23 protein-coding genes and 1 pseudogene are annotated in these 26,822 nt (G+C 56.3%); 3 read left to right on the plus strand and 21 right to left on the minus strand.

Going from position 1 to position 26,822, the window contains the following annotated elements; genetic code table 11:
- Positions 1-17 precede the first annotated feature (17 nt).
- From QK296_RS02245 to mnmG, 21 genes and pseudogenes are all read right to left on the minus strand, one after another.
- Positions 18-1,169 carry a TnsD family Tn7-like transposition protein gene (locus QK296_RS02245; RefSeq protein ID WP_227496890.1) on the minus strand — a complete coding sequence of 384 codons (1,152 nt, stop codon included), beginning with the start codon at positions 1,167-1,169 and terminating at the stop codon, positions 18-20.
- Between the two features lie 54 nt (positions 1,170-1,223).
- Positions 1,224-1,697 (minus strand): annotated as a pseudogene (locus tag QK296_RS02250) (TniQ family protein); the annotation flags it as partial.
- 15 nt (positions 1,698-1,712) lie between these two features.
- Positions 1,713-3,182 carry an ATP-binding protein gene (locus QK296_RS02255; protein WP_019334869.1) on the minus strand — a complete coding sequence of 490 codons (1,470 nt, stop codon included), beginning with the start codon at positions 3,180-3,182 and terminating at the stop codon, positions 1,713-1,715.
- Positions 3,179-5,347: a Mu transposase C-terminal domain-containing protein gene (locus tag QK296_RS02260; protein WP_038444699.1), complete on the minus strand. Its 2,169-nt coding sequence runs from the start codon at positions 5,345-5,347 to the stop codon at positions 3,179-3,181. Before QK296_RS02260 ends, QK296_RS02255 begins: the two co-directional genes overlap by 4 nt.
- Positions 5,344-6,201 (minus strand): TnsA endonuclease N-terminal domain-containing protein, encoded by an 858-nt coding sequence (locus QK296_RS02265; protein ID WP_061433812.1) that lies wholly within the window; start codon positions 6,199-6,201, stop codon positions 5,344-5,346. Before QK296_RS02265 ends, QK296_RS02260 begins: the two co-directional genes overlap by 4 nt.
- A gap of 280 nt (positions 6,202-6,481) precedes the next feature.
- Positions 6,482-8,314, minus strand: coding sequence for a glutamine--fructose-6-phosphate transaminase (isomerizing) (glmS, locus tag QK296_RS02270; protein WP_032894388.1), 1,833 nt, complete (start codon positions 8,312-8,314; stop codon positions 6,482-6,484).
- A 10-nt stretch (positions 8,315-8,324) separates the two neighbouring features.
- Positions 8,325-9,092, minus strand: coding sequence for a DeoR family transcriptional regulator (locus tag QK296_RS02275; RefSeq protein ID WP_003195822.1), 768 nt, complete (start codon positions 9,090-9,092; stop codon positions 8,325-8,327).
- A gap of 229 nt (positions 9,093-9,321) precedes the next feature.
- A complete protein-coding gene (glmU, locus tag QK296_RS02280) occupies positions 9,322-10,689 on the minus strand; it encodes a bifunctional UDP-N-acetylglucosamine diphosphorylase/glucosamine-1-phosphate N-acetyltransferase GlmU (RefSeq protein ID WP_003195823.1) in 1,368 nt (455 codons plus the stop codon).
- Between the two features lie 122 nt (positions 10,690-10,811).
- Complete coding sequence (locus QK296_RS02285; RefSeq protein ID WP_003195825.1) at positions 10,812-11,228, minus strand: F0F1 ATP synthase subunit epsilon; 417 nt, start codon at positions 11,226-11,228, stop codon at positions 10,812-10,814.
- Positions 11,229-11,272: 44 nt separating this feature from the next.
- On the minus strand, positions 11,273-12,649 hold the full coding sequence (gene atpD, locus QK296_RS02290; RefSeq protein ID WP_003195827.1) for a F0F1 ATP synthase subunit beta: 1,377 nt from the start codon (positions 12,647-12,649) through the stop codon (positions 11,273-11,275).
- Positions 12,650-12,676: 27 nt separating this feature from the next.
- Positions 12,677-13,537: a F0F1 ATP synthase subunit gamma gene (atpG, locus tag QK296_RS02295; RefSeq protein ID WP_169857011.1), complete on the minus strand. Its 861-nt coding sequence runs from the start codon at positions 13,535-13,537 to the stop codon at positions 12,677-12,679.
- A gap of 50 nt (positions 13,538-13,587) precedes the next feature.
- Positions 13,588-15,132 (minus strand): F0F1 ATP synthase subunit alpha, encoded by a 1,545-nt coding sequence (atpA, locus tag QK296_RS02300; RefSeq protein ID WP_003195831.1) that lies wholly within the window; start codon positions 15,130-15,132, stop codon positions 13,588-13,590.
- A 21-nt stretch (positions 15,133-15,153) separates the two neighbouring features.
- Entirely contained in the window at positions 15,154-15,690 is a 537-nt protein-coding gene (locus QK296_RS02305; protein ID WP_003195833.1) for a F0F1 ATP synthase subunit delta, read from the minus strand.
- 12 nt (positions 15,691-15,702) lie between these two features.
- The gene (locus QK296_RS02310) at positions 15,703-16,173 is read right to left on the minus strand and encodes a F0F1 ATP synthase subunit B (RefSeq protein ID WP_003195835.1); all 471 of its coding nucleotides are present in this window, start codon (positions 16,171-16,173) and stop codon (positions 15,703-15,705) included.
- A gap of 56 nt (positions 16,174-16,229) precedes the next feature.
- Complete coding sequence (gene atpE, locus QK296_RS02315; protein ID WP_002555987.1) at positions 16,230-16,487, minus strand: F0F1 ATP synthase subunit C; 258 nt, start codon at positions 16,485-16,487, stop codon at positions 16,230-16,232.
- Positions 16,488-16,620: 133 nt separating this feature from the next.
- A complete protein-coding gene (gene atpB, locus QK296_RS02320) occupies positions 16,621-17,490 on the minus strand; it encodes a F0F1 ATP synthase subunit A (RefSeq protein WP_003195886.1) in 870 nt (289 codons plus the stop codon).
- Positions 17,491-17,506: 16 nt separating this feature from the next.
- Positions 17,507-17,914 carry a F0F1 ATP synthase subunit I gene (locus tag QK296_RS02325; protein WP_010565865.1) on the minus strand — a complete coding sequence of 136 codons (408 nt, stop codon included), beginning with the start codon at positions 17,912-17,914 and terminating at the stop codon, positions 17,507-17,509.
- Positions 17,915-18,062: 148 nt separating this feature from the next.
- Positions 18,063-18,935 carry a ParB/RepB/Spo0J family partition protein gene (locus QK296_RS02330; RefSeq protein ID WP_003195890.1) on the minus strand — a complete coding sequence of 291 codons (873 nt, stop codon included), beginning with the start codon at positions 18,933-18,935 and terminating at the stop codon, positions 18,063-18,065.
- Between the two features lie 9 nt (positions 18,936-18,944).
- Complete coding sequence (locus tag QK296_RS02335) at positions 18,945-19,742, minus strand: ParA family protein (RefSeq protein WP_003195891.1); 798 nt, start codon at positions 19,740-19,742, stop codon at positions 18,945-18,947.
- An 18-nt stretch (positions 19,743-19,760) separates the two neighbouring features.
- The gene (gene rsmG / locus QK296_RS02340) at positions 19,761-20,405 is read right to left on the minus strand and encodes a 16S rRNA (guanine(527)-N(7))-methyltransferase RsmG (protein ID WP_003195893.1); all 645 of its coding nucleotides are present in this window, start codon (positions 20,403-20,405) and stop codon (positions 19,761-19,763) included.
- Positions 20,402-22,294 (minus strand): tRNA uridine-5-carboxymethylaminomethyl(34) synthesis enzyme MnmG, encoded by a 1,893-nt coding sequence (gene mnmG / locus QK296_RS02345; RefSeq protein WP_003195895.1) that lies wholly within the window; start codon positions 22,292-22,294, stop codon positions 20,402-20,404. The genes rsmG and mnmG overlap by 4 nt, the downstream gene beginning before the upstream one ends.
- A 540-nt stretch (positions 22,295-22,834) precedes the next feature.
- On the opposite strand from mnmG, the gene QK296_RS02350 reads away from it, so the two are divergent.
- The 3 genes from QK296_RS02350 (at position 22,835) to QK296_RS02360 (ending at position 26,812) form a co-directional block, all read left to right on the plus strand.
- A complete protein-coding gene (locus QK296_RS02350; protein ID WP_003195897.1) occupies positions 22,835-23,341 on the plus strand; it encodes a sigma-70 family RNA polymerase sigma factor in 507 nt (168 codons plus the stop codon).
- On the plus strand, positions 23,341-24,285 hold the full coding sequence (locus QK296_RS02355; RefSeq protein WP_169857015.1) for a FecR domain-containing protein: 945 nt from the start codon (positions 23,341-23,343) through the stop codon (positions 24,283-24,285). The genes QK296_RS02350 and QK296_RS02355 overlap by 1 nt, the downstream gene beginning before the upstream one ends.
- A 136-nt stretch (positions 24,286-24,421) precedes the next feature.
- Positions 24,422-26,812 carry a TonB-dependent siderophore receptor gene (locus QK296_RS02360; protein ID WP_282390549.1) on the plus strand — a complete coding sequence of 797 codons (2,391 nt, stop codon included), beginning with the start codon at positions 24,422-24,424 and terminating at the stop codon, positions 26,810-26,812.
- Positions 26,813-26,822 lie beyond the last annotated feature (10 nt).

Raw genomic sequence — 26,822 nt, forward strand, 5'->3', positions numbered from 1 at the left:
GATCAGGGTGCATTCACTCATATTTGGAGTTTTCTGAGACACGCTGTTCGATACAGCGCTGATTGAGTGATTGGCTTGCCGTCAAGTTTTAGCTTCCGCTCGGCCCAGCTCAGGCGCCGCCGATGAAATGCATCAAGGGTTTCGCATTCGGCTGCCAGTGCAGCCGCACAGTGCGGCAGCTTGTTGAGCTGCTTTTCAAACCTAGATAACACATGAAGCTCTCTGCCTATTTTTGTCCGTGAGATGCGGACAGGTTTACCTGGAAGCGCTCGTAACATTTCAGCGCATTGAACCACTTCGTTGGCAAGGTCGAGGTCTTTGAATCTTTCTGCCTGCTGTCCGCGCGGTCTGTGGGCTTTACCTGGCTCTTGTGTCAGCTCGGACAGCCATTGCCGATCGTTTCGATGAAGCCACACATAATCTCGACACTCATGAGCTAGGCGAGCTCTGTATTCCCCGTCAAATCGGTTCCTCCTATCAACCAGAAGTTTCGAAAGCCTCGCCTCTTTCCATAGGTCAGGTCCATTCGAAATCGCGCGTATCATTCGATAGACGCATGTAACCGAGCTCCTTGTTTCTGACGCTATGGTTTTAGCGTTAGCCCCCGAGAGCGCCAGCGTCCAGATCGTTTCAGATGCCTCACTCATATACTCATTGGTGCTTGAGCGATTGGTTGGAGATCTGTTGGCAGCTCGTCCACAGGGAGTTTCGGTATTGGCAGTTCGACTAAGCGACTCGGTAATAGGACCGTTTGGCCGCAGTATCCTTTCCATGTCGACCTTGAGCGCACAGGCCAGCAGGATGAATTTCAGTGGATGATGGGTGCCCCTCGGCTTACGTAAAAGCTTCACAATCCAGGCCGCCGGTATATCCGCAGACGACTTGCTCAGTATCGAGTACTCCCCTGAGGAGGGGAGCCCCTCAAAGAATGCAGACATGTGTCGCGCCAAAATGCCTAAGTGCAGCCGACCAGTATCGGAAGCCATTTTCAAGGCAATAGCGCTATCCAGAAACACCGAGCGAATCGCATCAGGACATAATGGCGGAACATCGGTCTCAAGCACCTGCATCGAACGCTGCGCTATTTCGTGCAGAGCACTTTGTAGATTTTGAGGGATCTCTAGCGAAATGGAGTGAGACTGAACGTCCTCATCGTCCGGTAAATGCATTCTTCGAGAGTTTCTGCTCAACCAGCGGTAATCAAGGAGCCTCAACGGAGTTCCATGGTGGGGACAGATCAAAACGCCTGGAAGCTGATGCACACGGTGCCAGTACGCTGCTCCCACACAGGCCATGTCCTGTTCGACACAGTCGAAGCAAAATCGCACTCTCGAAGCAAACTGGAGTCGGCTCGCGATTAACCCCAACCTTAGCATCAACCCCTTGCCGTTTCCCGCCATCAAGATATTGGCGTCGCCCACCTGTTGCGGGGTCAAAAAAGGTTCGTAGTAGGGCAGTTGCGTATGGCGCTTTATAACAGCGGCTAGCGATAAGCCTGTATCACACGGCAGCGCCTCGACAAGCTCAGCTAGTCGACATGGAAAAGCAACGTTCTGCGAAAAGCATTTCGCGGACTGCGCTCCATCGAAAACTGCTGCGCAACTACGTACGCCACAGAGCCGGGCGTATCTTGAGAGAACGCTGTGAAGCGTCTCATCGTGGAAAACGGCCGGAAAGAAATGGAATTTGAGCCCCATTTCGTCACCCTTAATTCACCCCTTCCGATACAACGGAGAAAACTCAAAGAGATCACTGCTTATCCAACCGGCGCTCTTCAACGCCTCAATGGAGTCTTCACTTTCACTTAGCGCCTGTGCCTCTGAGGTCTCAACCGCCACCGCCGCAGGTGACTGCGATTTGACTTGGTTAACGGCCGCCACATTAGGTTTGGTAGCATTATTGTCGCTGCGACTGATGACACTGCGCAGCAATGCCAGTCGCTCCGGCCGAGCCACACCATCGAACGCCATCATGTCGCTTAGTTGGTCTTCAATCGGAAGCAAATCATCGAACTGCCGCATCCGTTTCGGATCTCGGCTTCGCAGAGCGGACAAAGCTGGCTTCAATATCTGCATCTTGGTGTTGCTCACCAACGCAATTGTCTCGGCGGTAACGCATTCCGAACCACTCTGGATCGCGTACCTTTGACTGAGCACCAAAAGCTTCACCAAAAAGTCGGTGACCCCTTGTGTATGCTCATACAGCGCATCAAACACATCCTCTGTCAGTTCGACCGGCTGCTGGTACCACTGATAGCTCCAGAGGTTTTCAACAAGCATGCGCCACTCGTCATCGTCCTTCTCAAAACGTTTAAATTCGAGTACCCCGACGCCGCAGCAACGCCTTGCGTTGCGCATGACGTCCGAAAATAGGCTGATCATCGAATTTGTCCCGATGAACACCACGGGAATGCCGATGTTGTTCACTAGATGGAGGAAGAAATTGAGCATGTTGTCCTTGCCCCCAGTTTTTGCAAGGTGCAGGTTCTGAAGTTCGTCGATCAGCAAAGCTCCGATGAAAAATGTACTCGCAACCTGTTCCATTTGTTGCAACGAGTCATTGATGTTCCGAGCCCTATACCGCTTGTAGTAATCCTCATCACCTAAAGCTCGCCCGACCGCATAGAAAAATTGCTGACAGAAGCCTGCCAGCGAACCATCTCGGGGGCAGTCAAGCTTGAGCCAGGTGATCTGGGTATGAACGAACTGCTTTCCTTCATAACGCTCGTGGCGAATCGTTTGAGGGTAGAGACTCAAAATGGCTTCGAGTGCGGTGGACTTTCCAATGCCACTAAGGCCAACCAGACTGAACGTTTCGGCAGTGGACTTGAATCCATCGTGGTAGCGCTGTGCGCCCGAAAGTGAGTGAAGATGTCTGACAGTGTCTGGAGAGGTCGGGTTGCGTCCGACGTACCCACGTCGTACCAGCAATGAAAATACGGACTCCAGATCCATGTGGACCAACAAAGGCTGGACCACCGTTCTCAAGCGGTCGATGCAGTGAACCCGAGTCGATCGGTCGAGGGTCAGCTCTTCTGGATCAACAGGACGGGGGAAGTTCGAGATTAGTTGCATTGCCACCTCTTCTGAGAAGATCGGTGGCAGCGCTTCGATGAGTGGATTTCCCGCGTAGTCCGCTATCGCCTGCTTCGTGTAGCTTGCGAAAACTTGGGCGCCTTTCATGAGTTTTGTCCTGGGCGGAGGCGTTTGAGCATATCGATAACCTGAGCGCTGCGAGGGCCGGCAAAGTTTTCTGAGCGATCTTGGGAGATCTCTGTCTTGAGCACAGGCGATTCAATCCTCACACCCTCTGGCACATGGGCGGTCTCACGCTCCTTGAGGCGCTCAACGGCGCGATTCTCACGAATATTTCCAATCATCTCAGCTTTGGTCGCAGGCGCTGGCTCATCATTTCGCTCAGCGATCGCACCGCTGACGACTTTATTAACTTCCTCCAGCAACGAAATCCGACTCTCCAGCTCAGCACGTTTATGAGTCGGTGGAGTCTGGCGGTAAGCTTCGAGCAGATCGAAAATCTCATCGGATCGATAACCAGCATACTTGCTATCAGACTTACGCAAATCGCAACGGATGAACTGTTTGTTGTCTCCCCGAATCCAAATATGTGCTGAGGAATTTGGGTCATACCAACACTCTATCGACCAAACCCCGCGGCTACGGGCCTTCGCAAACCAGTTGTTCTCGATCGCTACATCACAGACATAGTGCATCCCTCGGAATAGCACACCACCCTTTTGCACCGTCGCTTGCTCACGCGGAAGCAAATGGAGATAGACCATCTCGTCGGGATGATTGTTTGGTTCGACATGACCATTTTCTAATGCCCAAGTCCAAATACCTGACGGCGTCGGATCGACACCGTCGTTCATCATCTCTTGAGTGAGCCTGTCGGGCTGCCTGTTGAAGCGGTTATAGTGAAGGACACACTGGATGATAATCTTGGTGAACTCTTTAATGCTCAGCGTTGCATCGAGTCGGTAATCTCGCTCGCCACGTTCCTTCTCCCTAGCAGCTACACCACCAGGAAGCCACCTGATGCCTGTCAGGTTGTTCAGGATACCGAACCGGCTCTCAACCATCGACTTCCAGTCAGGGCGGTAAGGCGGAGCGATTCCCAGCTCGATATTCAGGCCAGTGGCAAGACCCTCAGCTGCTTTCCCCAACATCTCGCCTCGATCAGCGTAGATGTGATGTGGGAGGTGATGACAGGCCCATTCCTCTGAATCGATTGTGACCCCATTGGTAGCGCAAAACTCAACCTTCGAAGTGAAAGCGTTGAAAAGCGCTTGCCTGGCTCCGTTCCAACTCGGGCCCTCTAATCCGATATAGAGACCGACGATCATGCCGGAAAAGCTATCAATGACGACGTACACAACCGGCCGTCCAATGAGCATTCGCCTGGAGTATCCGTTCACGAGATAAATGTCCGCAATGGTGGCATCGATCTCAAACTGATGGCAGGGGCCACGAAGCCAGTCACGGACGGTTCCAGAAAGGGGGCGGCAATCTTTTAGCCACTTACGCATTCCCTTACGGCCACGTTCAGTTTCAACCTCGTCGAAATATTGCTTTCCCCAATAATCGAACTGTCTAAAGGAAGGAATTTCCGATTCGGGTAGCAAACGACCGCCTGATTCTGGATTTTTCGACAGGTCTTTCGCGGTATAGAACCTCCTGAGCATCTCAACATAGGCGTTGGTTATCGTAGAAGTCTTATCCCCGACAAATAACGAGTAGCCGATACGGATACAGCGCTTATCCACTGCATCGATAACCTTGGTCGGTGAAACGGCAATACCTTGATACCTTGGCTTCCTACCCGGGGGCTTTGCGGGATCATACTTGCGCTCAGGAACTCCGACGCCCGCATAGTTTTTCAATAGCGCATTTCGAACTTGGCCGTTGATCCAGTAACGGTACAGAAGCCGATAGATGCTCTTGCGCTGTATACCGAGCTCAACAGCTCTAGCGCCGACCATTTGACCCATCTCACCAGGAGCGAATATCTGACCTGGATAACCTGAGTCGATCAGGGGTGCGATGATGTTCCACTTTTCATCCCTTTCCCGCTTCTTTTTCTCATCCAAGTCATCCTCTAACACTAAGAGAAACTCAGGCGTAACGACCTTGGCTAGCTTCGTATCACCTGCAATGACGGATCCGCGAAGCTCCTCCAGGCCTAAACCAATCGGTTGGCGGGGCGGATCCGTTAATTGGATCAAAACGACCGCATCGTATCGCTCATTGAGGTACAAGACCCTAACGAAGCCCGGCACGACGGAAAACTCAGTAAGCGGTTCGAAACAATCATTGACTTGGACTTTCATGATAGGCCCTCCGCCGTCAGTGAAATTTTCATTGGTTTCTCAATGATTTCAAATGTTGGTAGTGGTGCAGTCATTTGAATGGGAGTACCAACCAAATCTACCTTGATCGACTTAGCCCATATCAGGTGATGATATAAAGCCCGAGAGTCTTGATAGGAGATAAATAAACGTGCGGCAATCTTTCGCAGAGATTCAGCAGTACTCCACGGGTAGGGACGACAGCTCGCTAAGTGCCCCAGAAAATCTGTGTGTAATGATGGCTCTGCCAAGGCGCGCGGCAGTTGAGCGAACTTCCTGAGTAAGCCTAAATTTTTGATCAAATCGGGGCTGAACATTTCTTCGGTGACAATGGCCCAATCAACGTGTTGGCCAGTCCAGAAACGCTTTTCGATCTCAAATTTTTCCAACGTCCTCCTGGCTTTTTTGCCTTCGAGGTCACTGCGGTATTTGATTGTTCTGGCTACGGATTTAAAGCTGCCATCGGGCTTTTTTATCGTTAATAAAAAATCCGTGGTCATAACGTAAGGAAGCACTGTCTTCGGATACTTCGGGTATCGCACTCCCATAGAGCTCGCGATTGCTTGAGCACTTTCTCGCGGTAGCAGTGGATACTGTTCGCGTATATCCACAACATTTTCCGAAAATTCACATACCAAAAAATAAGCGCGTTCGAGGTCAGAAAAGAGGTGGTGGAGACGATCGATCTTCACACCTTGGATCTTGTGGGAGCGTCCTCTGGAAGGCACGTCTTGGACGCGCAGCCACGGCAGATAACTGGCACCAGCTCCGCTACCGAATCCATTCGAAATATGCCGCTGAATATCTGTCTCAGACGAAAACCTACGACCGCGCAATGCTACCTCCTTCGTCCGCCGGGACCGCCTCTCCTCGCCCTGAAAAATAGTTATAGGAAAAAATCGCCCACCACCTGTTCATGGTACAGCCCTCTTTAGCCTACTCCCGGAGCGTGGCGAAGCGGAGAATCTAGACCGATGGCTCAGCCAAAAAATGGAAACCCCCGTAAATACGGGGGTTTCGGCCTTGTGTCAATCTATGTTACGGCGTGTCAATCTTTATTGTTAAGTGTCAATCTTTATTGTTAGAAGCCACCCCTTTTGGGTACATCAGTAAGGCTTACTCCACCGTCACCGACTTCGCCAGGTTACGCGGCTGGTCCACGTCGGTGCCCTTGAGCACGGCGACGTAGTACGACAGCAACTGCAGCGGGATGGTGTAGAGGATCGGCGACAGGGTGTCGTGGATGTGCGGCATGTTGATGACGTGGGTGCCTTCACCGTTGGTCATGCCGGCCTTCTCATCGGCGAAGACGATCAGTTGGCCGCCACGGGCGCGTACTTCCTGCAGGTTGGACTTGAGCTTCTCCAGCAATTCGTTGTTCGGCGCCACGGTAACCACCGGCATGTCGTCATCCACCAGGGCCAGCGGGCCGTGCTTCAGCTCACCGGCAGGGTAGGCTTCGGCGTGGATGTACGAGATTTCCTTGAGTTTCAGCGAGCCTTCCATCGCCACCGGGTACTGCGCACCACGGCCCAGGAACAGGGTGTGGTTCTTGTCGGCGAAAAGCTCGGCGACTTTTTCCACGGTGCTGTCCATGGCCAAGGCTTCGCCCAGGCGGGTCGGCAGGCGGCGCAGTTCTTCCACCAGGGTGGCTTCGACACCTTCAGCGAGGGTGCCGCGCACTTGGCCCAGGGACAGGGTCAGCAGCAACAGGCCCACCAGTTGGGTGGTGAAGGCTTTAGTGGAGGCGACGCCGATTTCACGACCGGCCTGGGTCAGCAGGGTCAGGTCGGATTCACGCACCAGGGAGCTGATGCTGACGTTACAGATCGCCAGGCTGCCGAGGAAACCCAGTTCCTTGGCATTGCGCAGGGCGGCCAGGGTGTCGGCGGTTTCACCAGACTGGGAAATGGTCACGAACAGGGTGTCGGGTTGCACCACCACTTTGCGGTAGCGGAACTCGCTGGCGACTTCGACCTGGCACGGGATGCCGGCCAGTTCTTCCAACCAGTAACGCGCCACCATACCGGCGTGGTAGCTGGTGCCACAGGCGACGATCTGCACATTGCGCACTTTGGCGAACAGTTCGGCGGCTTGCGGGCCGAAGGCGTTGACCAGCACCTGGTTCTGGCTCAGGCGACCTTCCAGGGTGCGCTGCACCACGGACGGCTGCTCGTGGATTTCCTTGAGCATGAAGTGGCGGAACTCGCCTTTATCAGCGGCTTCGGCGCCATCGCGGTACTGCACGGCTTCGCGCTCGACGGACTGACCGTTCACGTCCCAGATCTGCACGCTTTCACGGCGGATGTCGGCAATATCGCCTTCTTCCAGGTACATGAAGCGGTCGGTCACCTGGCGCAGGGCCAGTTGGTCGGACGCGAGGAAGTTCTCACCCAGGCCCAGGCCGATTACCAATGGGCTACCGCTGCGGGCTGCCACGACGCGGTCAGGCTGGCTGGCGCTGATCACGGCCAGGCCGTAGGCGCCGTGCAGCTCCTTGACCGTGGCCTTGAGGGCGGTGGTCAGGTCGCTGTGGTCCTTGAGCTTGTGGTTGAGCAGGTGGGCGATCACTTCGGTGTCGGTGTCCGAGGTGAAAACGTAGCCCAGCCCCTTGAGTTGTTCACGCAGCACTTCGTGGTTTTCGATGATGCCGTTGTGCACCACCGCCAGGTCGCCGGAAAAGTGCGGGTGAGCGTTACGCTCGCACGGTGCACCGTGGGTGGCCCAACGGGTGTGGGCGATGCCTAAGCGACCTACCAGCGGCTCACCGGCCAGGGCCTGGTCCAACTCGCTGACCTTGCCCGGGCGGCGCATGCGCTCCAGCTTGCCGGCGTTGGTGAAGACGGCCACACCGGCGCTGTCGTAGCCGCGGTATTCGAGGCGCTTGAGGCCTTCGATCAAGATGGCAGTAACGTTACGTTCGGCGACTGCGCCAACAATTCCACACATGGTGCTTCTCCTAGATGATTGCCGCGCATATCAGCGTAATGCCGCGGGCTTGGATCTGGTCGCGGGCCTCAAGCGGCAGGCGATCATCGGTAATAAGGGTATGGACGCTGCTCCAGGGCAGTTCCAGGTTGGGAATCTTGCGGCCGATCTTGTCGGATTCGACCATCACCACCACTTCACGGGCGACCTCGGCCATCACACGGCTCAAACCCAGCAGCTCGTTGAAGGTGGTGGTGCCGCGCTGCAGATCAATGCCATCGGCACCGATGAACAGCTGATCAAAGTCATAGGAACGCAGGACCTGCTCGGCGACCTGGCCCTGGAACGAATCCGAATGCGGGTCCCAAGTGCCGCCGGTCATCAACAGCACCGGCTCGTGTTCCAATTCGCTCAAGGCGCGGGCCACGTTCAGGGAGTTGGTCATCACCACCAGGCCCGGTTGATGGCCCAGTTCGGGAATCATCGCGGCAGTGGTGCTGCCGCTGTCGATGATGATGCGCGCATGCTCACGCAAACGCTTCACCGCCGCACGGGCAATGGCGCGCTTGTAGGCCGAGATCGGCTGGGCAGCGTCGCCCACCAGCTCTTGTGGCATGGTGATTGCGCCGCCATAGCGACGCAGGAGCAGGCCGTTACTTTCGAGGGCGGCAAGGTCCTTGCGGATGGTCACTTCCGAAGTTTCGAAATGTTTGGCCAATTCGTCCACGCTGACTTCGCCCTGTTCGTTGAGCAAGGTCAGGATGTTGTGGCGTCGTTGGGGGGTATTTCGTTTCGACATGGTAGTGATAAGTTTCGTTTCGAAAGATAACGAAGGCAATCAAAACCTATTGGCGAAAGATCGTCAAGCGGGGCATGCAATATTTTTAAGTCACCACAAATCAATTGTGGGAGCTGGCTTGCCTGCGATAGCGGTTTGTCAGGCGACATCCATGCTGAATGTCAGACCGCTATCGCAGGCAAGCCAGCTCCCACAGGAGTGCGCCCCAATCTATCGAATTGTGGATAACTCAGTTCTTTTTGATTTTGACCGGGCGTTTCCAGCCGTCGATGTTGCGTTGGCGAGCACGAGCAACAGCCAGTTGGGACTTATCCACATCCTGGTTAATAGTCGAGCCCGCGGCGGTGTTGGAACCATCGCCAATGGTCACTGGAGCAACCAGCGAGTTATTGGAGCCGATGAACACGTCTTCACCAATGGTGGTCTGGTACTTGTTGGCACCGTCGTAGTTGCAGGTGATGGTGCCGGCACCGATGTTGGTGCGGGCGCCGATGACGGCATCGCCCAGGTAAGTCAGGTGGCCGACTTTGGCGCCTTCGCCCAGTTGAGCGTTTTTCAGTTCGACAAAGTTACCCACATGGGCCTTGGCCCCCAGCTCGCTACCCGGGCGCAAGCGCGCAAACGGCCCGGCATCGCTGCCCTCGCCCATCACCGCACCGTCGATATGGCTATTGGCCTTGACCACCACGCCTTTGCGCAAGGTGCTGTCCTTGATCACGCAGTTCGGGCCGATGACTACACCGTCTTCAATGATCACGCGGCCTTCGAGGATCACGTTGATATCGATCAGGATGTCGCGGCCCACCGTGACTTCGCCACGCACATCGAAACGCGCCGGGTCTCGCAGGGTCACGCCCTGGGCCATCAGGCGCAGGCCTTCGCGCAGTTGATAATGACGTTCCAGCTCTGCCAGTTGTTTGCGGTCGTTGGCGCCCTGCACTTCCATCGGATGGTGGGGCTGCTCGGTGGCGACCAGCAGGCCATCGCTGACGGCCATCTCGATGACGTCGGTGAGGTAATACTCGCCCTGGGCGTTGTTGTTGGACAGGCGGCTCATCCAGTCGGCGAGCTTGTTGGCAGGCACCGCGAGAATGCCGGTGTTGCCTTCAGTAATCGCGCGCTGGGCTTCGCTGGCATCTTTGTGTTCAACGATGGCAGCCACCTTGCCGTCGGCGTTGCGCACAATGCGGCCGTAGCCCGTAGGGTCATCCAGCTCAACGGTCAGCAGGCCCATCTGGCCAGGCACCACGTGCTTGAGCAGACGTTGCAAGGTTTCCACTTCAATCAGCGGTACATCGCCGTAGAGGATCAATACCGTGTCCGCGGTGATGAAAGGCACAGCCTGCGCGGTCGCGTGGCCGGTGCCCAGTTGCTTGTCTTGCAATACGAAATTCAGATCGTCCGCGGCCAGACGCTCGCGAACCAGGTCTGCACCGTGGCCAATCACCACATGAATACGTTGTGGGTCCAACTGGCGGGCGCTGTGGATAACATGACCCAGCATGGAGTTGCCCGCGACCGGGTGCAGTACCTTGGGCAGGGCTGAACGCATGCGGGTGCCCTGGCCTGCGGCGAGAATAACGATTTCAAGAGACATGAATGGCTACCAATCCTGGGCGGTCCGGGTTCAGACCAAAGAAGTGTTTTGCAAAAAAGAAAAAGGGTAGCCGAGGCTACCCTTTTTAATCAATCACGCATCAAGCAAAACGGCGTGGCCGCTTACTTCTTGCGGATCTGCTGGAGAGTACGCAGCTGGGCTGCGGCCTCGGCCAGACGGACTGCAGCAGCGCTGTAGTCGAAGTCTGCGCCTTTTTCGTTCAGCGCCTTCTCGGCAGCCTTGACGGCTTCCTGAGCGGAGGCTTCATCCAGGTCGCCAGCACGTTGCACGGTGTCGGCAAGTACCTTGACCATGTTCGGCTGAACCTCGAGGAAACCACCGGAGATGTAAAACACCTCACGTTCCCCGCCTTGCTTGGTCAGAGTGATCGGACCTGGCTTCAAGCTTGTGATCAGCGGGGCGTGACCCATGGCGATACCAAGATCACCCAGGTCACCGTGCGCTGTTACAAACTCGACCAGCCCGGAGAAAATTTCCCCTTCCGCGCTGACGATATCGCAATGGACTGTCATAGCCATCTGATTGCCTCAACCTGATGAGCGCCCGTTTCCGGGCGCCTGGATTACAGTTTCTTGGCTTTCTCGATCGCTTCTTCGATGCCGCCGACCATGTAGAACGCTTGTTCTGGCAGGTGGTCGTAGTCACCGTTGAGGATGCCTTTGAAGCCAGCAATGGTGTCTTTCAGGGAAACGTATTTACCCGAGGCACCGGTGAAGACTTCAGCCACGAAGAACGGCTGCGACAAGAAACGCTGGATCTTACGAGCACGGTTTACCAACTGCTTGTCGGCTTCCGACAGCTCGTCCATACCCAGGATCGCAATGATGTCCTTCAGTTCTTTGTAACGCTGCAGCACGTACTGAACGCCGCGAGCGGTGTCGTAGTGCTCCTGGCCGATCACGTTCGGGTCCAGCTGGCGCGACGTCGAGTCGAGTGGATCGACCGCTGGGTAGATACCCAGGGAAGCGATGTCACGGGACAGAACGACGGTGGCGTCCAAGTGGGCGAAGGTGGTGGCTGGCGACGGGTCGGTCAAGTCATCCGCAGGTACGTATACCGCTTGGATCGAGGTGATCGAACCTTCCTTGGTCGAAGTGATACGTTCTTGCAGAACGCCCATCTCTTCAGCCAGGGTCGGCTGGTAACCTACTGCCGAAGGCATACGGCCCAGCAGTGCAGATACTTCAGTACCGGCCAGGGTGTAACGATAGATGTTGTCGACGAACAGCAGAACGTCGTTACCTTCGTCACGGAACTTCTCGGCCATGGTCAGGCCAGTCAGGGCTACGCGCAGACGGTTTCCCGGCGGCTCGTTCATCTGACCGTAAACCAGTGCCACTTTGTCCAGAACGTTGGAGTCCTTCATCTCGTGGTAGAAGTCGTTACCCTCACGAGTACGCTCACCCACACCTGCGAACACGGAATAACCGCTGTGCTCGATGGCGATGTTACGGATCAGTTCCATCATGTTTACGGTCTTGCCTACACCGGCACCACCGAACAGACCGACTTTACCGCCCTTGGCGAACGGGCAAACCAGGTCGATAACCTTGATGCCGGTTTCCAGCAGGTCGTTGCCGCCTGCTTGTTCTGCGAACGAAGGTGCTGCGCGGTGAATGCCCCAGCGCTCTTCGGTGGCAATCGGGCCAGCTTCGTCAATCGGGTTGCCCAGTACGTCCATGATCCGGCCCAGGGTCGCTTTACCGACCGGTACGGAGATGGCAGCGCCAGTGTCGACAACGTCCAGACCGCGCTTCAAGCCTTCGGTGGAACCCATCGCAATGGTACGAACTACGCCGTCGCCCAGCTGCTGCTGAACTTCCAGGGTAGTTTCCGCGCCTTGTACTTTCAGCGCGTTGTAGATGCTCGGTACGCTGTCGCGTGGAAATTCCACGTCGATAACGGCGCCGATGATTTGAACGATACGTCCGCTACTCATAGCTGGATCCTCTGAATATTTGAACCGTTAAACCGCGGCAGCGCCGCCGACGATTTCCGAGATCTCTTGGGTGATCGCAGCCTGACGCGCCTTGTTGTAGATCAGCTGCAAATCGCTGATCAGATCACCGGCGTTATCGGTAGCGTTTTTCATCGCGATCATCCGCGCCGCTTGTTCAGCTGCGTTGTTCTCGACCACCGCCTGGTACACCTGCGACTCCACGTAGCGCACCATCAAGCCGTCAAGCAGCTCTTTGGCGTCTGGTTCGTAGAGGTAGTCCCAGTGGTGCTTGAGTTCCTGATCCGGGGTCGCCACCAGTGGAATCAATTGCTCCACGGTTGGCTGCTGGGTCATGGTGTTGATGAACTTGTTGGATACCACGGAGAGGCGGTCAATACGGCCTTCCAGGTACGCATCCAGCATCACCTTCACACTGCCGATCAAATCATTGATCGACGGCTCTTCACCCAGGTGGCTGATAGCTGCAACGACGTTACCGCCGAAGTTGCGGAAAAAGGCCGCACCCTTGCTACCAACAACACACAGATCAATCTCGACGCCGTTTTCGCGGTTTACCGCCATGTCCTTGACCAGGGCCTTGAACAGGTTGGTATTCAGACCACCACACAAACCACGGTCACTGCTCACTACCACATAACCCACACGCTTGACGACGCGCTCGATCATGAACGGGTGGCGGTATTCCGGGTTGGCGTTGGCCAGATGCCCAATTACCTGGCGGATACGCTCCGCATAAGGACGGCTAGCAGCCATGCGCATTTGTGCCTTGCGCATTTTGCTGACCGCCACTTTTTCCATGGCGCTGGTAATTTTTTGCGTGCTTTTGATGCTCGCAATCTTACTGCGAATCTCTTTTGCGCCTGCCATGTAACACCTATCAGGTTAGCAAGCGGGAGCCTTGCGGCTCCCGCTGCGGCTTACCAGGTTTGGGTGGCCTTGAACTTCTCGATACCGGCTTTCATGCCAGCGTCGATATCGTCATTGAAGTCACCCTTCACGTTGATCTTCGCCATCAATTCGGCGTGATCGCGGTTGAAGTAAGCAATCAGCGCTTGTTCAAAGCTGCCGACCTTGGCGATTTCAACGTCGGTCAGGAACCCACGCTCAGCGGCATACAGCGACAACGCCATGTCAGCGATCGACATTGGGGCGTATTGCTTCTGCTTCATCAGCTCGGTAACGCGCTGACCATGCTCAAGTTGCTTACGGGTCGCTTCGTCCAGGTCAGAAGCGAACTGGGCGAATGCCGCCAGTTCACGGTACTGAGCCAGAGCGGTACGGATACCACCGGAGAGCTTCTTGATGATCTTGGTCTGAGCGGCACCACCCACACGGGATACCGAAACACCGGCGTTCACTGCAGGACGGATCCCGGAGTTGAACATGGCCGATTCCAGGAAGATCTGACCGTCGGTGATGGAAATCACGTTGGTCGGAACGAACGCGGAAACGTCGCCAGCCTGGGTTTCGATGATCGGCAGTGCGGTCAGGGAACCGGTTTTGCCGGTCACTGCGCCGTTGGTGAACTTCTCTACGTACTCTTCCGAAACGCGGGATGCGCGCTCCAGTAGACGGGAGTGGAGATAGAACACGTCGCCTGGGTAGGCTTCACGGCCTGGTGGACGGCGCAGCAGCAGGGAAATCTGGCGGTAAGCCACTGCTTGCTTGGACAGATCGTCATAAACGATCAGCGCGTCTTCACCGCGGTCGCGGAAGAATTCACCCATGGTGCAACCGGAGTACGGTGCCAGGAATTGCAGCGCAGGAGATTCCGAAGCACTGGCAGCCACGATGATCGTGTTGGCCAGGGCGCCGTTTTCTTCCAGCTTGCGAACCACGTTGGCGATGGTCGATTGCTTCTGACCGATCGCTACGTAGACGCAGAAAATGCCGCTGTCTTTCTGGTTGATGATCGCGTCGATCGCCAGAGCGGTCTTACCGATCTGACGGTCACCGATGATCAGCTCACGCTGGCCACGGCCGACTGGGATCATGGCATCGACAGCCTTGTAGCCAGTCTGTACAGGCTGGTCTACCGACTTACGCCAGATCACGCCTGGAGCAACTTTCTCGACCGCGTCGGTCTCGGTGTTGCCCAGTGGACCTTTACCGTCAACAGGGTTACCCAGTGCGTCGACTACGCGACCCAGCAGTTCCTTACCAACCGGAACTTCCAGGATGCGGCCTGTGCACTTGGCGCTCATGCCTTCAGCCAGACTGGTGTACGCGCCCAATACAACGGCACCTACGGAGTCTTGCTCCAGGTTGAGGGCCATACCGTAGACGCCGCCCGGAAACTCGATCATCTCGCCGTACATGACGTCGGCCAGACCGTGAATCCGCACGATGCCGTCAGATACGCTGACGACAGTGCCTTCGTTACGGGCTTGGGAGGTCACATCGAGCTTGTCGATGCGGCCCTTGATAATTTCACTTATTTCGGAAGGATTGAGTTGCTGCATTGCTCTGCTGCCCCTTCAAACTCAAGATTTCAATGCTTCGGCAAGTTTCGCGATTTTGCCGCGAATCGAGCCATCGATAACCAGGTCGCCGGCACGGATAACAACACCACCAATAAGCGATGCGTCCTCCGAAGCTTGCAGGCGCACTTCCCGATTGAGTCGTGCACTGAGAACCTTGGCGAGTTTGTCTTGCTGTTCTTGGTTCAATGCGAAAGCACTGGTCACTTCAACGTCTACCGATTTCTCTGCTTCGGCCTTGTACAGGTCGAACAGAGCGGCGATCTCCGGCAATAGCGGGAGACGGTCGTTTTCGGCAATGACGTGGATGAAGTTCTGCACCTTCACATCAAACTTGTCGCCGCACACTTCAATAAAAGTGGCGGCCTTGTCTGCGCTCGTCAGGCGCGGGGCCTTGAGCACGCGCTGCATGGTGTCGTCTTGCGACACTGCTGCAGCCAGGCCGAGCATGGCTGACCAAGAGGCCAGCTGCTGGTGGGCCTGGGCGTGCTCGAAGGCTGCCTTAGCGTAAGGTCGGGCCAACGTGGTCAGTTCTGCCATGATCGCCCTCGCTTAAATTTCAGCAGCCAGTTTGTTAACCAGCTCCGCGTGCGCGTTTTGATCGATTGTGGCACCGAGGATCTTCTCAGCACCGCCAACGGCCAGAGCACCCAGTTGGGCACGCAGCGCGTCTTTGACACCGTTCAGTTCCTGTTCGATCTCGGCATGAGCCGAAGCCTTCACACGGTCAGCTTCGACGCGGGCTTTTTCAACAGCCTCTTCGACGATCTGGTTACCGCGTTTCTTGGCTTGCTCAATGATCTCGGCTGCCTGTGCTTTAGCTTCGCGCAGTTGCTGACCCACTTTCTCGTGGGCCAACTCCAGGTCGCGAGCTGCACGGCTGGCAGCGTCCAAACCATCCGCGATCTTCTTCTGACGTTCGTGCAAAGCCGCGATGACCGGAGGCCACACGAACTTCATGCAAAACACTACAAAAATGAAGAACGCAACGGATTGGCCAATCAGGGTTGCATTAATGTTCACGCCAACACCTCGCTCATTCGTTGTCCATCACCCCAATCACTCGAAAAGTCGAGTGATTAGCCAGCGAGTTGACCAACGAAGGGGTTCGCGAAGGTGAAGAACAGTGCGATACCAACGCCGATCATGGTCACGGCGTCGAGCAGGCCGGCGACGATGAACATTTTAACTTGCAGCATTGGGACCATTTCTGGCTGACGCGCTGCGCCTTCCAGGAATTTGCCGCCCAGCAGGCCGAAACCAATGGCAGTACCCAGGGCGCCCAGGCCGATCAACAGTGCAACAGCGATAGCGGTTAGACCAACTACAGTTTCCATCTTTCCTCCCGACTTTTACGTCGTATGGTTTAGGTTTTTTAGATTTTAAAGCGGTAAAACAAATCGTTTCATAGCCCTGTTGGGCCACCTTCCCGTTTGACCGGCAAGGACATCAGACTAGTCGAGACTGGTCTTAATGGTTCTCTTCGTGCGCCATCGACAGGTAGACGATGGTCAGCATCATGAAGATGAAGGCCTGCAGGGTAATGATCAGGATGTGGAACACAGCCCACGCCCACTGCAGAACTACGCCCAGGCCGCTAAGCCAGAGCAGACCGCTGCCGAACATCACAGCGATCAGAATGAACACCAGCTCGCCGGCATACATGTTGCCGAACAGTCGCAGAGCCAGGGAAATCGGCTTGGCGATCAGGGTGACGAATTCCAGCAGGAAGTTCACCGGGATCAGCAGGGCTTGAACGAAGATGTTCTTGCTGCCGAACGGGTGCAGGGTCAGTTCGCCGATGAAGCCGCCGATGCCCTTGACCTTGATGCTGTAGAAAATGATCAGCGCGAATACCGACAGAGCCATGCCCAGTGTGGCGTTCGGGTCAGTGGTGGATACTGCGCGGAATGGAATGTGCGGGTCGCCGGAGATCGCCATGGCCAACTGAGGAATCCAGTCCACCGGGATCAGGTCGACGGCGTTCATCAGGAACACCCACACGAAGATGGTCAGTGCCAGCGGTGCAATCACCGGGCTACGGCCATGGAAGCTGTCTTTCACGCTGCCATCGACGAATTCGACCAATACTTCAACGAAGTTCTGCAAAGCACCTGGCTGACCCGAAGTCGCCTTCTTTGCCGCCATGCGGAAAATCAGGACGAAGATCAGACCCAATGCGACCGACCAACCCAGAGTGTCCAGGTGGAAAGCCCAGAAACCCATTTCTTTGGCTTCTGCTGCGGTGTGGGCAAAGCCCCAGCCGCCATTAGGAAGCTGACCGAAGGTCAGGTTCTGCAAGTGGTGCTGGATATAGCCCGAAGCGGTTGTTTCTGCCATGGTTGCCTCAAACGCCCTAAGGTTTCGAAAGTCTTGTTTTCATTAGCAGGGGAGCGAACCAGCTGACCAGTTGGGTCAACACGAAGACGCCGAATACAGCCAGCGGCGCCAATGGCTTCACACCTGCAAAGGTCAGTGCAAACAGCACTGCCGTCAAAATCAGTTTCCCCGCCTCGCCGGCATAAAAAGACCGGACGATAGCCTGGGCTGCTCGGGCGCCGGAAAACCGAAAGGCCCTGTGAGCAAAATACATATTGGGCAGCAAGGCTATCAGGCCTCCGCAGAGTCCTGAATACCCGGCTACGACTCCATGCCAATACCAAAGCGCCAATGCGGCGATCAGCAAAATGACAAATTGAGCCAGTAGAACCGGAAAAACAGCCAAGCGATGGAACGGCAACGTGTTTGGCGTGCGGGTTTCCATCACTCTTGCTCCTCAATGGTCGGCTGCCGGAAATCAATAACTTGGCATAATTTGTGCCGACAAAATGCGCGCAGAGTATAGGGGCGGTTCAGCCCCTATTCAACTGTCGGGTAGTGATTTCCGATCACGCGCTACATAAGCAAATGTTTCAGCGGATGTGGGCAAGGACGCCTTGAAGCTCGTCAAGGGAGTTATATCCGATGACCAATTGCCCTTTGCCCTTCTTGCCGTGACGAATTTGCACCGCAGAGCCCAGGCGCTCGGCCAGGCGCTGCTCGAGTCGCGCGATATCCGGATCAGGTTTGGCGGTTTCGACCGGTGCAGGTTTGCCGCTGAGCCATTGGCGCACCAGCGCTTCAGTCTGACGTACGGTCAGGCCTCGTGCGACAACGTGTCGCGCCCCTTCAACCTGTTGATTTTCGGGCAAACCGAGCAACGCACGGGCATGACCCATTTCCAGGTCGCCGTGGGACAACATGGTCTTGATCACTTCCGGCAGCGCGATCAAACGCAACAAGTTGGACACGGTGACGCGGGACTTGCCCACTGCCTCGGCCACTTGTTGCTGGGTGAGCTGGAATTCCTGCTGCAAACGCTGCAACGCAATCGCTTCTTCGATCGGGTTGAGGTCTTCACGCTGGATATTCTCGATCAACGCCATGGCGATCGCGGTTTCATCCGGCACATCGCGCACCATCGCCGGGATGGTTTCCTTGCCGGCCTGCTGGCTGGCACGCCAGCGGCGCTCACCGGCGATGATCTCAAAGCGGCCGCCGCCAATGGGGCGCACCACGATGGGCTGCATCACGCCCTGAGCCTTGATCGAGTTGGACAGTTCTTCCAGGGCCTGGGGGTCCATGTCCCGACGTGGCTGGTATTTGCCGCGCTGGATCAGGTCCAGCGGCAAGTGCTGCAGCTCGCGCTCGTCGGCCTGCACCGCTTGTTCTTCAAGCGATGTGACGGTCGGACCACTCAACAGTGCATCCAGTCCACGTCCGAGACCTCGTTTCTTGACGGCCATGGGGGTTCCTTAAGTTGGCTGGGCTGCAGCGGTGCGTGAATTGCGGCGTTGACGGCGAACCATCTCGCCAGCCAATGCCAGGTAGGCAATGGCACCGCGCGAGGATTTGTCGTACGCCAGCGCGGGCATGCCATAGCTTGGCGCTTCGGCCAGGCGGATGTTGCGTGGAATCACGGTGTCGTACAACTGGTCACCGAAGTGTTCCTTGAGCTGCGCCGACACATCGTTCATCAGGCTCAGGCGCGGGTCGAACATCGTGCGCAACAAGCCTTCGATCTGCAGTTTCGGGTTGAGCAACTCGGCAATGCGCTTGATGTTATCCACAAGGTCGCTCAGGCCTTCCAACGCGTAGTACTCGCACTGCATGGGGATAATCACCCCATCGGCGGCTACCAAGGCGTTAAGCGTGAGCATCGACAGCGACGGTGGGCAGTCGATCAAAATGTAATCGTAGTTGTCGCGAATGGGCGCCAGGGCGCTGCGCAGACGGCTTTCTTTCATCTGCATTTCCAGCAGCACCACTTCCGCCGCGGTCAGATCGCGGTTGGCCGGCAGCAGTTGGTAACCGCCGTGCTCGGAATAGTGCATGGCCTGGGCCAGGTCGCATTCGCCAATCAGCAAATCGTAGACCGAGTTTTCCAGGCCGTGTTTATCCACACCGCTACCCATGGTGGCGTTGCCCTGTGGATCGAGATCGATCAACAGCACCCGACGCTTGGTTGCGACCAGGGATGCTGCGAGGTTGATACAGGTGGTGGTTTTACCCACACCACCTTTCTGGTTCGCTATCGCGAATACCTTAGCCATTCTTGCTTGTGTTCCCAATCATGCCGTGCGGCGCAGTATCAGCAGATGGCGTTGGCCTTGGCAACCAGGTACGGCCAAGGCGTGTTCGCTATCGAGGTGGAAGTCTGCCGGCAATGCTAACAGCTCGTCGCTTGGATGAACGCCCTTCATTGCCAGCCAGCGGGTATCACGGTCGCCCAGGTGGCGCGTCCAGTTGCTGAAGTTCTCCATGCTGCTGAACGCTCGGGACACGATCCCGTTGAAAGGCAGTTCAGGTGTGAAGGCTTCGACACGACTGTGGATAACTTGCAGGTTATCCAGCTTGAGCTCGAGTTTGACCTGGGTCAGGAAGCGGGTTTTCTTGCCGTTGCTGTCCAGGCAGGTCACGTGGGACTCGGGAAACAGGATCGCCAACGGAATGCCAGGCATGCCGCCGCCACTGCCGACGTCGAGCCAACGGCCATTTTCGATAAACGGCATCACGCTGAGGCTGTCGAGCAAATGCCGCGACACCATCTCGTCCGGATCACGTACCGCGGTCAGGTTGTAAGCCTTGTTCCATTTGATCAACAGGGCCAGATAGCCCAGCAGTAACTCATGCTGGGCTTCGGTCAGGGCCACGCCCAACTGGCGCGCTCCTGTGGATAACTCTTCGGCGTGTTGCGAGGTGACCAACGAACTCAAGCGCTTTGCTCCAACTGACGGCCCGCGCCGCGTTTTTTCAAATGAATCATCAACAGCGAGATGGCTGCCGGGGTGACGCCTGGGATACGTGAAGCCTGCCCGAGGGTTTCCGGCCGAGTTATCCCCAGCTTGCTTTGAATTTCTTTCGACAACCCGGAAATCCCGGTGTAGTCGATATCCACAGGCAGCTTGGTGTCTTCACTGGCGCGCAGCCGGGCGATCTCGTCCTGCTGGCGATCAATGTAGCCTGCGTATTTGGTCTTGATTTCAACCTGTTCGGCAACCTGTGGGTCTTCTGCGCCGTGGCCAGTCACTTCGACCAGACCAGCGTAGTCGATTTCCGGACGGGAAAGCAGGTTGAGCAAGTTGTACTCATGGGTCAACGGCGTGCCGAATTTTTCCGCAATGGCGTCGCCCTGCTCCGTGCCCGGGCGAACCCAGGTACTCTTCAGACGCTGTTCTTCGAGCGCAATGCTTTCGCGTTTTTTGCAGAAGGCCGCCCAGCGGGCGTCATCGACCAGGCCCAGCTCGCGACCTTTTTCGGTCAAGCGCAGGTCGGCGTTGTCTTCGCGCAGAATCAGACGGTATTCCGCCCGAGATGTGAACATCCGGTACGGTTCCTGGGTACCCAGGGTAATCAGGTCGTCGACCAATACGCCGATGTAGGCCTCATCGCGACGCGGGCACCAGCTGTCTTTGCCCTGTGCGCGCAATGCTGCGTTGGTCCCGGCCAGCAAACCTTGGGCGCCGGCTTCTTCATAACCGGTGGTGCCGTTGATTTGGCCGGCGAAGAACAGGCCGCCGATCACTTTGGTTTCCAGGCTGTATTTCAGGTCGCGCGGGTCGAAGTAGTCGTACTCGATGGCGTAGCCCGGACGCACGATGTGCGCATTTTCCATACCGCGAATCGACTGCACGATCTGGATTTGCACGTCGAACGGCAGCGAAGTGGAAATTCCGTTCGGATACAGCTCGTGGGTGGTCAACCCTTCCGGCTCGATAAAGACCTGGTGGCTTTCCTTGTCGGCAAAGCGGTGGATCTTGTCTTCGATCGACGGGCAATAACGCGGCCCAATGCCTTCGATCACCCCGGAATACATCGGCGAACGATCAAGGTTCGCAGCAATGATTTCGTGAGTACGGGCGTTGGTGTGGGTGATCCAGCAACTGACCTGTTTCGGATGCTGTTCCTTGGAGCCCATGAACGACATGACCGGAATCGGCGTATCGCCGGCTTGTTCGGTCATCACCGAAAAATCCACAGAACGCCCGTCAATACGTGGCGGGGTCCCGGTTTTCAGGCGACCGACCCGCAGCGGCAATTCCCGCAGGCGTTTTGCCAGAGCAATCGACGGCGGATCGCCAGCGCGACCACCGGAATAGTTCTGCATACCGATGTGGATAAGCCCACCCAGGAAGGTGCCGGTGGTCAGTACTACGGATTCTGCGAAGAAACGCAGGCCCATTTGAGTGACAACACCGCGTACCTGGTCCTGTTCGACGATCAGGTCATCGGCTGCCTGCTGAAATATCCACAGGTTCGGCTGGTTTTCCAGGGTTTCACGTACCGCAGCCTTATACAGAATACGGTCGGCCTGGGCACGCGTTGCACGCACGGCCGGGCCTTTGCGGCTGTTGAGCACACGAAACTGAATACCACCTTTGTCGGTGGCCATGGCCATCACGCCGCCAAGGGCATCGATTTCCTTGACCAGATGGCTTTTGCCAATCCCGCCAATCGCGGGGTTGCAACTCATGGCACCGAGGGTTTCCACGTTATGCGTCAGCAACAGGGTTTTTACACCCATGCGTGCTGACGCCAGTGCTGCCTCGGTACCGGCATGACCGCCGCCGATGACGATCACTTCAAAACGGGAAGGGAAATCCACCACGCACCTCGTGCCTGCTTATGTAGGTAATCAGGAATTGTTTGTTGAAAGGGTTTTAGAGCTTTGCGGGCAAGTATAGGGACTTAGCCCTTCCTAAAGAACCCTTTGCACAAAATTTAACCAGCTGTGGATGAATCACAGACAATAGAAATTAAAAGAGAGAAATTTATTAAATCTTTGTTTTTATGTTTATTTATACTGAGCACCATTTCTGTGGATAGATCTCTACAGCCCTTTATTTGCAATGTGTACAGCGATTCAAAACGTTGTGATCATCTGCCAATGAGGCCCTTGGATAAGTGCTTTAAGCCTGTGGATTAAACCGGTGGTTATCCACAGACGGGTTTTTACTCAGGTTTCAGACCCTGTTATCAACTGGGCACAGGAGCGGTTATTCACAGGGCTTAATCCACAGAAACGCCAGATTTCGTCCACGGCAAGCTAGGAATTAATCCTGAGTAGGACAAAAAGAGATCTATTGTGGGAAAACACTGGGCCAGTTAATAATAGCGATTATCATTAACCCACCTTGTCGCGCCTATGCCTCCCTCTTCCCATACCGCAGCGGTCCAGCACATCTATGAGCAACATCATTCGTGGCTGCGCGGGTGGCTCAAGGGAAAATTGCATAACGCCAGCGATGCAGCCGATGTGGCCCACGATACGTTCGTGCGCATGCTCGGTGGACGTCACGCAGCGCAGATCCTTGAACCACGGGACTATCTGGCGACCATCGCCAGGGGCCTGGTGATCGACCGCTATCGCCGGCATGCCGTCGAACAGGCCTACAGGCAAACCCTGGCAGAGCGTCCTGAAGCCACGGCTATCAGTGAGGAAGACAAGGCAATCATCATCGAAACGCTGGTGGCTGTGGATAAAGCGCTGTCTGGGCTGGGTGAGCGGGCCCGCCGAATTTTCATGCTGGCACAGATTGAAGGGCTGACTTATCAACAGATCGCCGATCAACTGCAGGTATCACTGACCACGGTGAAGAAACACATGATCCGTGCCCTTACCGAGTGCTCCCTGATCATGGCCAGCCGGTAATGACCAACCCCGACCGCAAGACGTTCGAGGCCGCTGCCAGTTGGTATGTGCAATTCCAGTCGCAACCACCGACGCCGGCACAACATCAAGCCTGGCAGCAATGGCTTAATCGTGACCCGTCCCACCAGGCGGCCTGGAACCAGATGGAGCAGCTGCAACGCAGCCTCGGTGGCCTGCCCCCTGACCTCACGCGCCGCGCGTTATCCGCCACGCAACAGCGGCGCCAGGTACTCAAGTGGATGCTGGTGCTCGGCGGCAGTGGCTATCTGGGCTGGAACGTCCAGCAACATACGTCGCTGGGTAACGCATGGGCTGATTACCGCACGTCGGTGGGCCAGAGGCGACGCATCGCGCTGGCGGATGGCACGCAGATCAATCTCAATACTCATACCGCTATCGATGTGGCATTTGACGGGCGCCAACGGTTGATTCGTCTGCGCGAGGGTGAAGTACTTATCCACACCGGCAAACGGGGTGGGCACTTACCGTTTTATGTAGAGACTCGCCAAGGCCGGGTCCAGGCGCTGGGCACCCGTTTTACTGTGCGCCAACTGCCGGACGCCACGCGGGTAGGCGTCTTGGAAGAACGGGTGGAGGTATCTCCCGGCGACCAACCCGAACTTCACCGAATTATTGGCGCGGGTGAGAGCGCAGAGTTTGATCGGCACGATGTGCGCCTTACCCAGGGGTATGGCGGTGTACAGGCAGCCTGGGTAGATGGCCAACTGATCGTACTCGATGCTCGGCTGGGAGAGGTTATCGATGAGTTGGCGCGCTATAGGCCGGGTGTGTTGCACTGTGACCAAGCGTCTGCGGGCCTGCGTGTTTCCGGTACCTTCCGTCTGGACTCAACCGATGCCGTCCTGGCCAACCTGCAAGCGAGCCTGCCGATTCAAGTGAAATACTTTACGCGCTATTGGGTGTCGGTCACCCGAATCGGCTGACCGAAAAAATAATCCACAGAGGGGTTATCTTTTTTTGACCTGGCGCGGCCCTACAGGTAATCACGACGCTACCTTCAGGGCTTACTCACCTATGCGCCTTCCCGCCCCGCTCCGCAAACGACTTTCCTGCCATGGCATGACCTACGGTCTGCAGCTCATCACCGCGACGACCGGTGTGTTGTTATCCACCGCCGTCATGGCCGCCAGCGCAACGCAACACTTTGCAATTGCCGCTGGCCCGCTGGACAAGGCCTTGAGCCAGTTTGCCGCCAGGGCCAATGTGATTCTGTCCTTCTCCCCCCAGCAAACCGCGCGTTTGAATTCACCAGGGCTGCAAGGTGATTACTCGGTGGACCAGGGCTTTGCGCTGCTGCTGCAGAACTCGGACCTGCAGGCGGTCGTACAGGCTCCCAACAGCTATGTATTACAGCCGGCACCTGCTGGCCAACTGACCTTGGCCCCTACCACCGTGAGCGCTTATCAACAGGGCGGTTTCAATCAAGAAATCGGCGGGGATGTAGGCTACAAGGCGCAGAACAGCCGCATCGGCACTAAGACCAGCACACCGCTGTCCGAGACTCCGCGTTCGGTGTCCGTTGTCACTGGCCAGCGTATCAAGGACCAGAAGTCCCAAACCCTGACAGAAGTGTTGGGCTACGTACCGGGGATCTTCGCCCCACCGTTCGCGGCCGGCGACGGCTTGGCAGGCGATCTGTTTTTCATTCGCGGTTTCAACGCTACGGATTACGGCTACGGCCTGCTGCGAGATGGCCTGCGGGTGCAAGGCAATCGATACGACACCACCAGCGAACCCTACGGCCTGGAACGGGTCGAGATTTTCCGTGGCCCTTCTTCCTTGCTCTATGGTGAAAACGCACCCGGCGGCCTGGTTAACCTGGTGAGTAAACATCCGACTGCAACCCCGCAAGGCGAGGTGCAGGTGAGTTATGGTTCGAATGATCGACGCCAGCTGGGTGTGGATATCTCGGGCCCGCTCAACGACAGTGACAATATCCTGGGCCGAGTGGTGATGCTGGGGCGTAAATCCGACACCCAGACCGATCACGTCCCCGACGATCGTCTGTATATCGCGCCATCCCTGACCCTGAACTTCGACGACTACAACACCCTGACGCTGCTGGCCAACTACCAGAAAGACCATACCAACCTGGAACTCGGCCTACCTGCAGCCGGCACGCTGCTTACCAATCCCAACGGCAAGCTGTCCAAACACACCCTGCTGGGCAACCCGGACTGGAACACCTTTGAACGCCAAGCGTGGAGCGCCGGCTATGAGTTCAGCCACAGCTTCAATGATGATTGGCAGTTCCGTCAGAACTCTCGCTATATGCAGTCACGCATCAACCGGCATGAAACCTGGCCAGGCACACTCAATAACGGCGGCTTCGGCACCCGGCTGAACATGAACGCCTACGACCGCTACAACAAATCGATGGTCTATTCCCTGGATAACCAGCTCGAAGGCAAGTTCCAGGTGGGCGGCCTGGAAAACACGGTGCTATTGGGCGCCAGCTATGACCGAACCTCGTTCAATCAAGACTGGGATGCGGGTTTCGCCGGCACCATCGATGTGTATAACCCGGTGTACCTGCGCGACCCGCTCACTCCACTGGCAGTGCAAAACACCTTGCTTGAACAGCAGATGAAAGGCGTTTATGCACAGGTCCAGAGCAAATACGACCATTGGCTCTTTCTGCTCGGCGGCCGCCAGGACTGGGTCGACAGCGACTACCGCGACAAGGTCCAGCCATCGAGCAATATCAACTCACAGGATCGTAAATTCACTTACCAGGGCGGGGTGATGTACCAGTTCGACAACGGCCTGACGCCGTATGTCAGCTATTCCACCGCCTTTGTCCCCGTGCAGCAGATCTCCAACGCCGGCTCGCCGTTGAAACCGATCACCAGCAGCCAATACGAATTGGGCATTAAGTACGAACCGATCGGCTGGGATACGGCGATGACCGTGTCGGTGTATGACCTGCGCAAGCAGGACGATACCTACATGGATGCCACCACCAACAGCTATCGCCAAGTCGGTGAAAGTCGCGCAAAGGGCGTGGAAGTAGAGGTCAACAGCAACATCAGCGCCAACTTCAACGTGACGGTGGCCTATACCTACACCGACGCCCGGATAACCAAGGATTCGGCCACGTCGCTGGTTGAAGGCCGTCAAATGACGGGCGTGCCGCGTAACCAGGCTTCGGTGTGGGGTAAATATCGCTTCCTGGATGGCCAACTCAAGGGTTTCTCCCTGGGCGGCGGTGTACGTTATTTCGACAGTACCTTTGCCTACACGGCGCCGACGCTCTACGGCAAGCTGGATGCAGGAAGCGTCACCTTGGTGGATGCGGCACTGGGTTATCAGATCAATCCACACTGGTCGGTGGACCTGAACGCCAAGAACCTGTTTGACAAGGAATATGTATCTGGTTGCAACGATGCAGGGCGTTGCTATTGGGGCGACAGCCGTACCTTGCTCGGTACGGTGTCCTATAACTGGTAGTCGTTGTGGA

It is taken from the genome of Pseudomonas sp. AL10, from assembly GCF_029960685.1.
Lineage (GTDB): Bacteria > Pseudomonadota > Gammaproteobacteria > Pseudomonadales > Pseudomonadaceae > Aquipseudomonas > Aquipseudomonas lactis.

Coding starts and splice junctions, on each gene's coding strand:
- glmS (WP_032894388.1), bottom strand. CDS start 8,314: ATGTGTGGAATTGTTGGCGCAGTCGCCGAACGTAACGTTACTGCCATC.
- QK296_RS02255 (WP_019334869.1), bottom strand. CDS start 3,182: ATGAAAGGCGCCCAAGTTTTCGCAAGCTACACGAAGCAGGCGATAGCG.
- atpG (WP_169857011.1), bottom strand. CDS start 13,537: ATGGCAGGCGCAAAAGAGATTCGCAGTAAGATTGCGAGCATCAAAAGC.
- QK296_RS02360 (WP_282390549.1), top strand. CDS start 24,422: ATGACCTACGGTCTGCAGCTCATCACCGCGACGACCGGTGTGTTGTTA.
- atpA (WP_003195831.1), bottom strand. CDS start 15,132: ATGCAGCAACTCAATCCTTCCGAAATAAGTGAAATTATCAAGGGCCGC.
- QK296_RS02285 (WP_003195825.1), bottom strand. CDS start 11,228: ATGGCTATGACAGTCCATTGCGATATCGTCAGCGCGGAAGGGGAAATT.
- atpB (WP_003195886.1), bottom strand. CDS start 17,490: ATGGCAGAAACAACCGCTTCGGGCTATATCCAGCACCACTTGCAGAAC.
- QK296_RS02335 (WP_003195891.1), bottom strand. CDS start 19,742: ATGGCTAAGGTATTCGCGATAGCGAACCAGAAAGGTGGTGTGGGTAAA.
- QK296_RS02260 (WP_038444699.1), bottom strand. CDS start 5,347: ATGAAAGTCCAAGTCAATGATTGTTTCGAACCGCTTACTGAGTTTTCC.
- atpD (WP_003195827.1), bottom strand. CDS start 12,649: ATGAGTAGCGGACGTATCGTTCAAATCATCGGCGCCGTTATCGACGTG.
- atpE (WP_002555987.1), bottom strand. CDS start 16,487: ATGGAAACTGTAGTTGGTCTAACCGCTATCGCTGTTGCACTGTTGATC.
- QK296_RS02275 (WP_003195822.1), bottom strand. CDS start 9,092: ATGTCGAAACGAAATACCCCCCAACGACGCCACAACATCCTGACCTTG.
- QK296_RS02305 (WP_003195833.1), bottom strand. CDS start 15,690: ATGGCAGAACTGACCACGTTGGCCCGACCTTACGCTAAGGCAGCCTTC.
- glmU (WP_003195823.1), bottom strand. CDS start 10,689: ATGTCTCTTGAAATCGTTATTCTCGCCGCAGGCCAGGGCACCCGCATG.
- QK296_RS02355 (WP_169857015.1), top strand. CDS start 23,341: ATGACCAACCCCGACCGCAAGACGTTCGAGGCCGCTGCCAGTTGGTAT.
- QK296_RS02325 (WP_010565865.1), bottom strand. CDS start 17,914: ATGGAAACCCGCACGCCAAACACGTTGCCGTTCCATCGCTTGGCTGTT.
- QK296_RS02245 (WP_227496890.1), bottom strand. CDS start 1,169: ATGCATTTACCGGACGATGAGGACGTTCAGTCTCACTCCATTTCGCTA.
- QK296_RS02330 (WP_003195890.1), bottom strand. CDS start 18,935: ATGGCCGTCAAGAAACGAGGTCTCGGACGTGGACTGGATGCACTGTTG.
- QK296_RS02350 (WP_003195897.1), top strand. CDS start 22,835: ATGCCTCCCTCTTCCCATACCGCAGCGGTCCAGCACATCTATGAGCAA.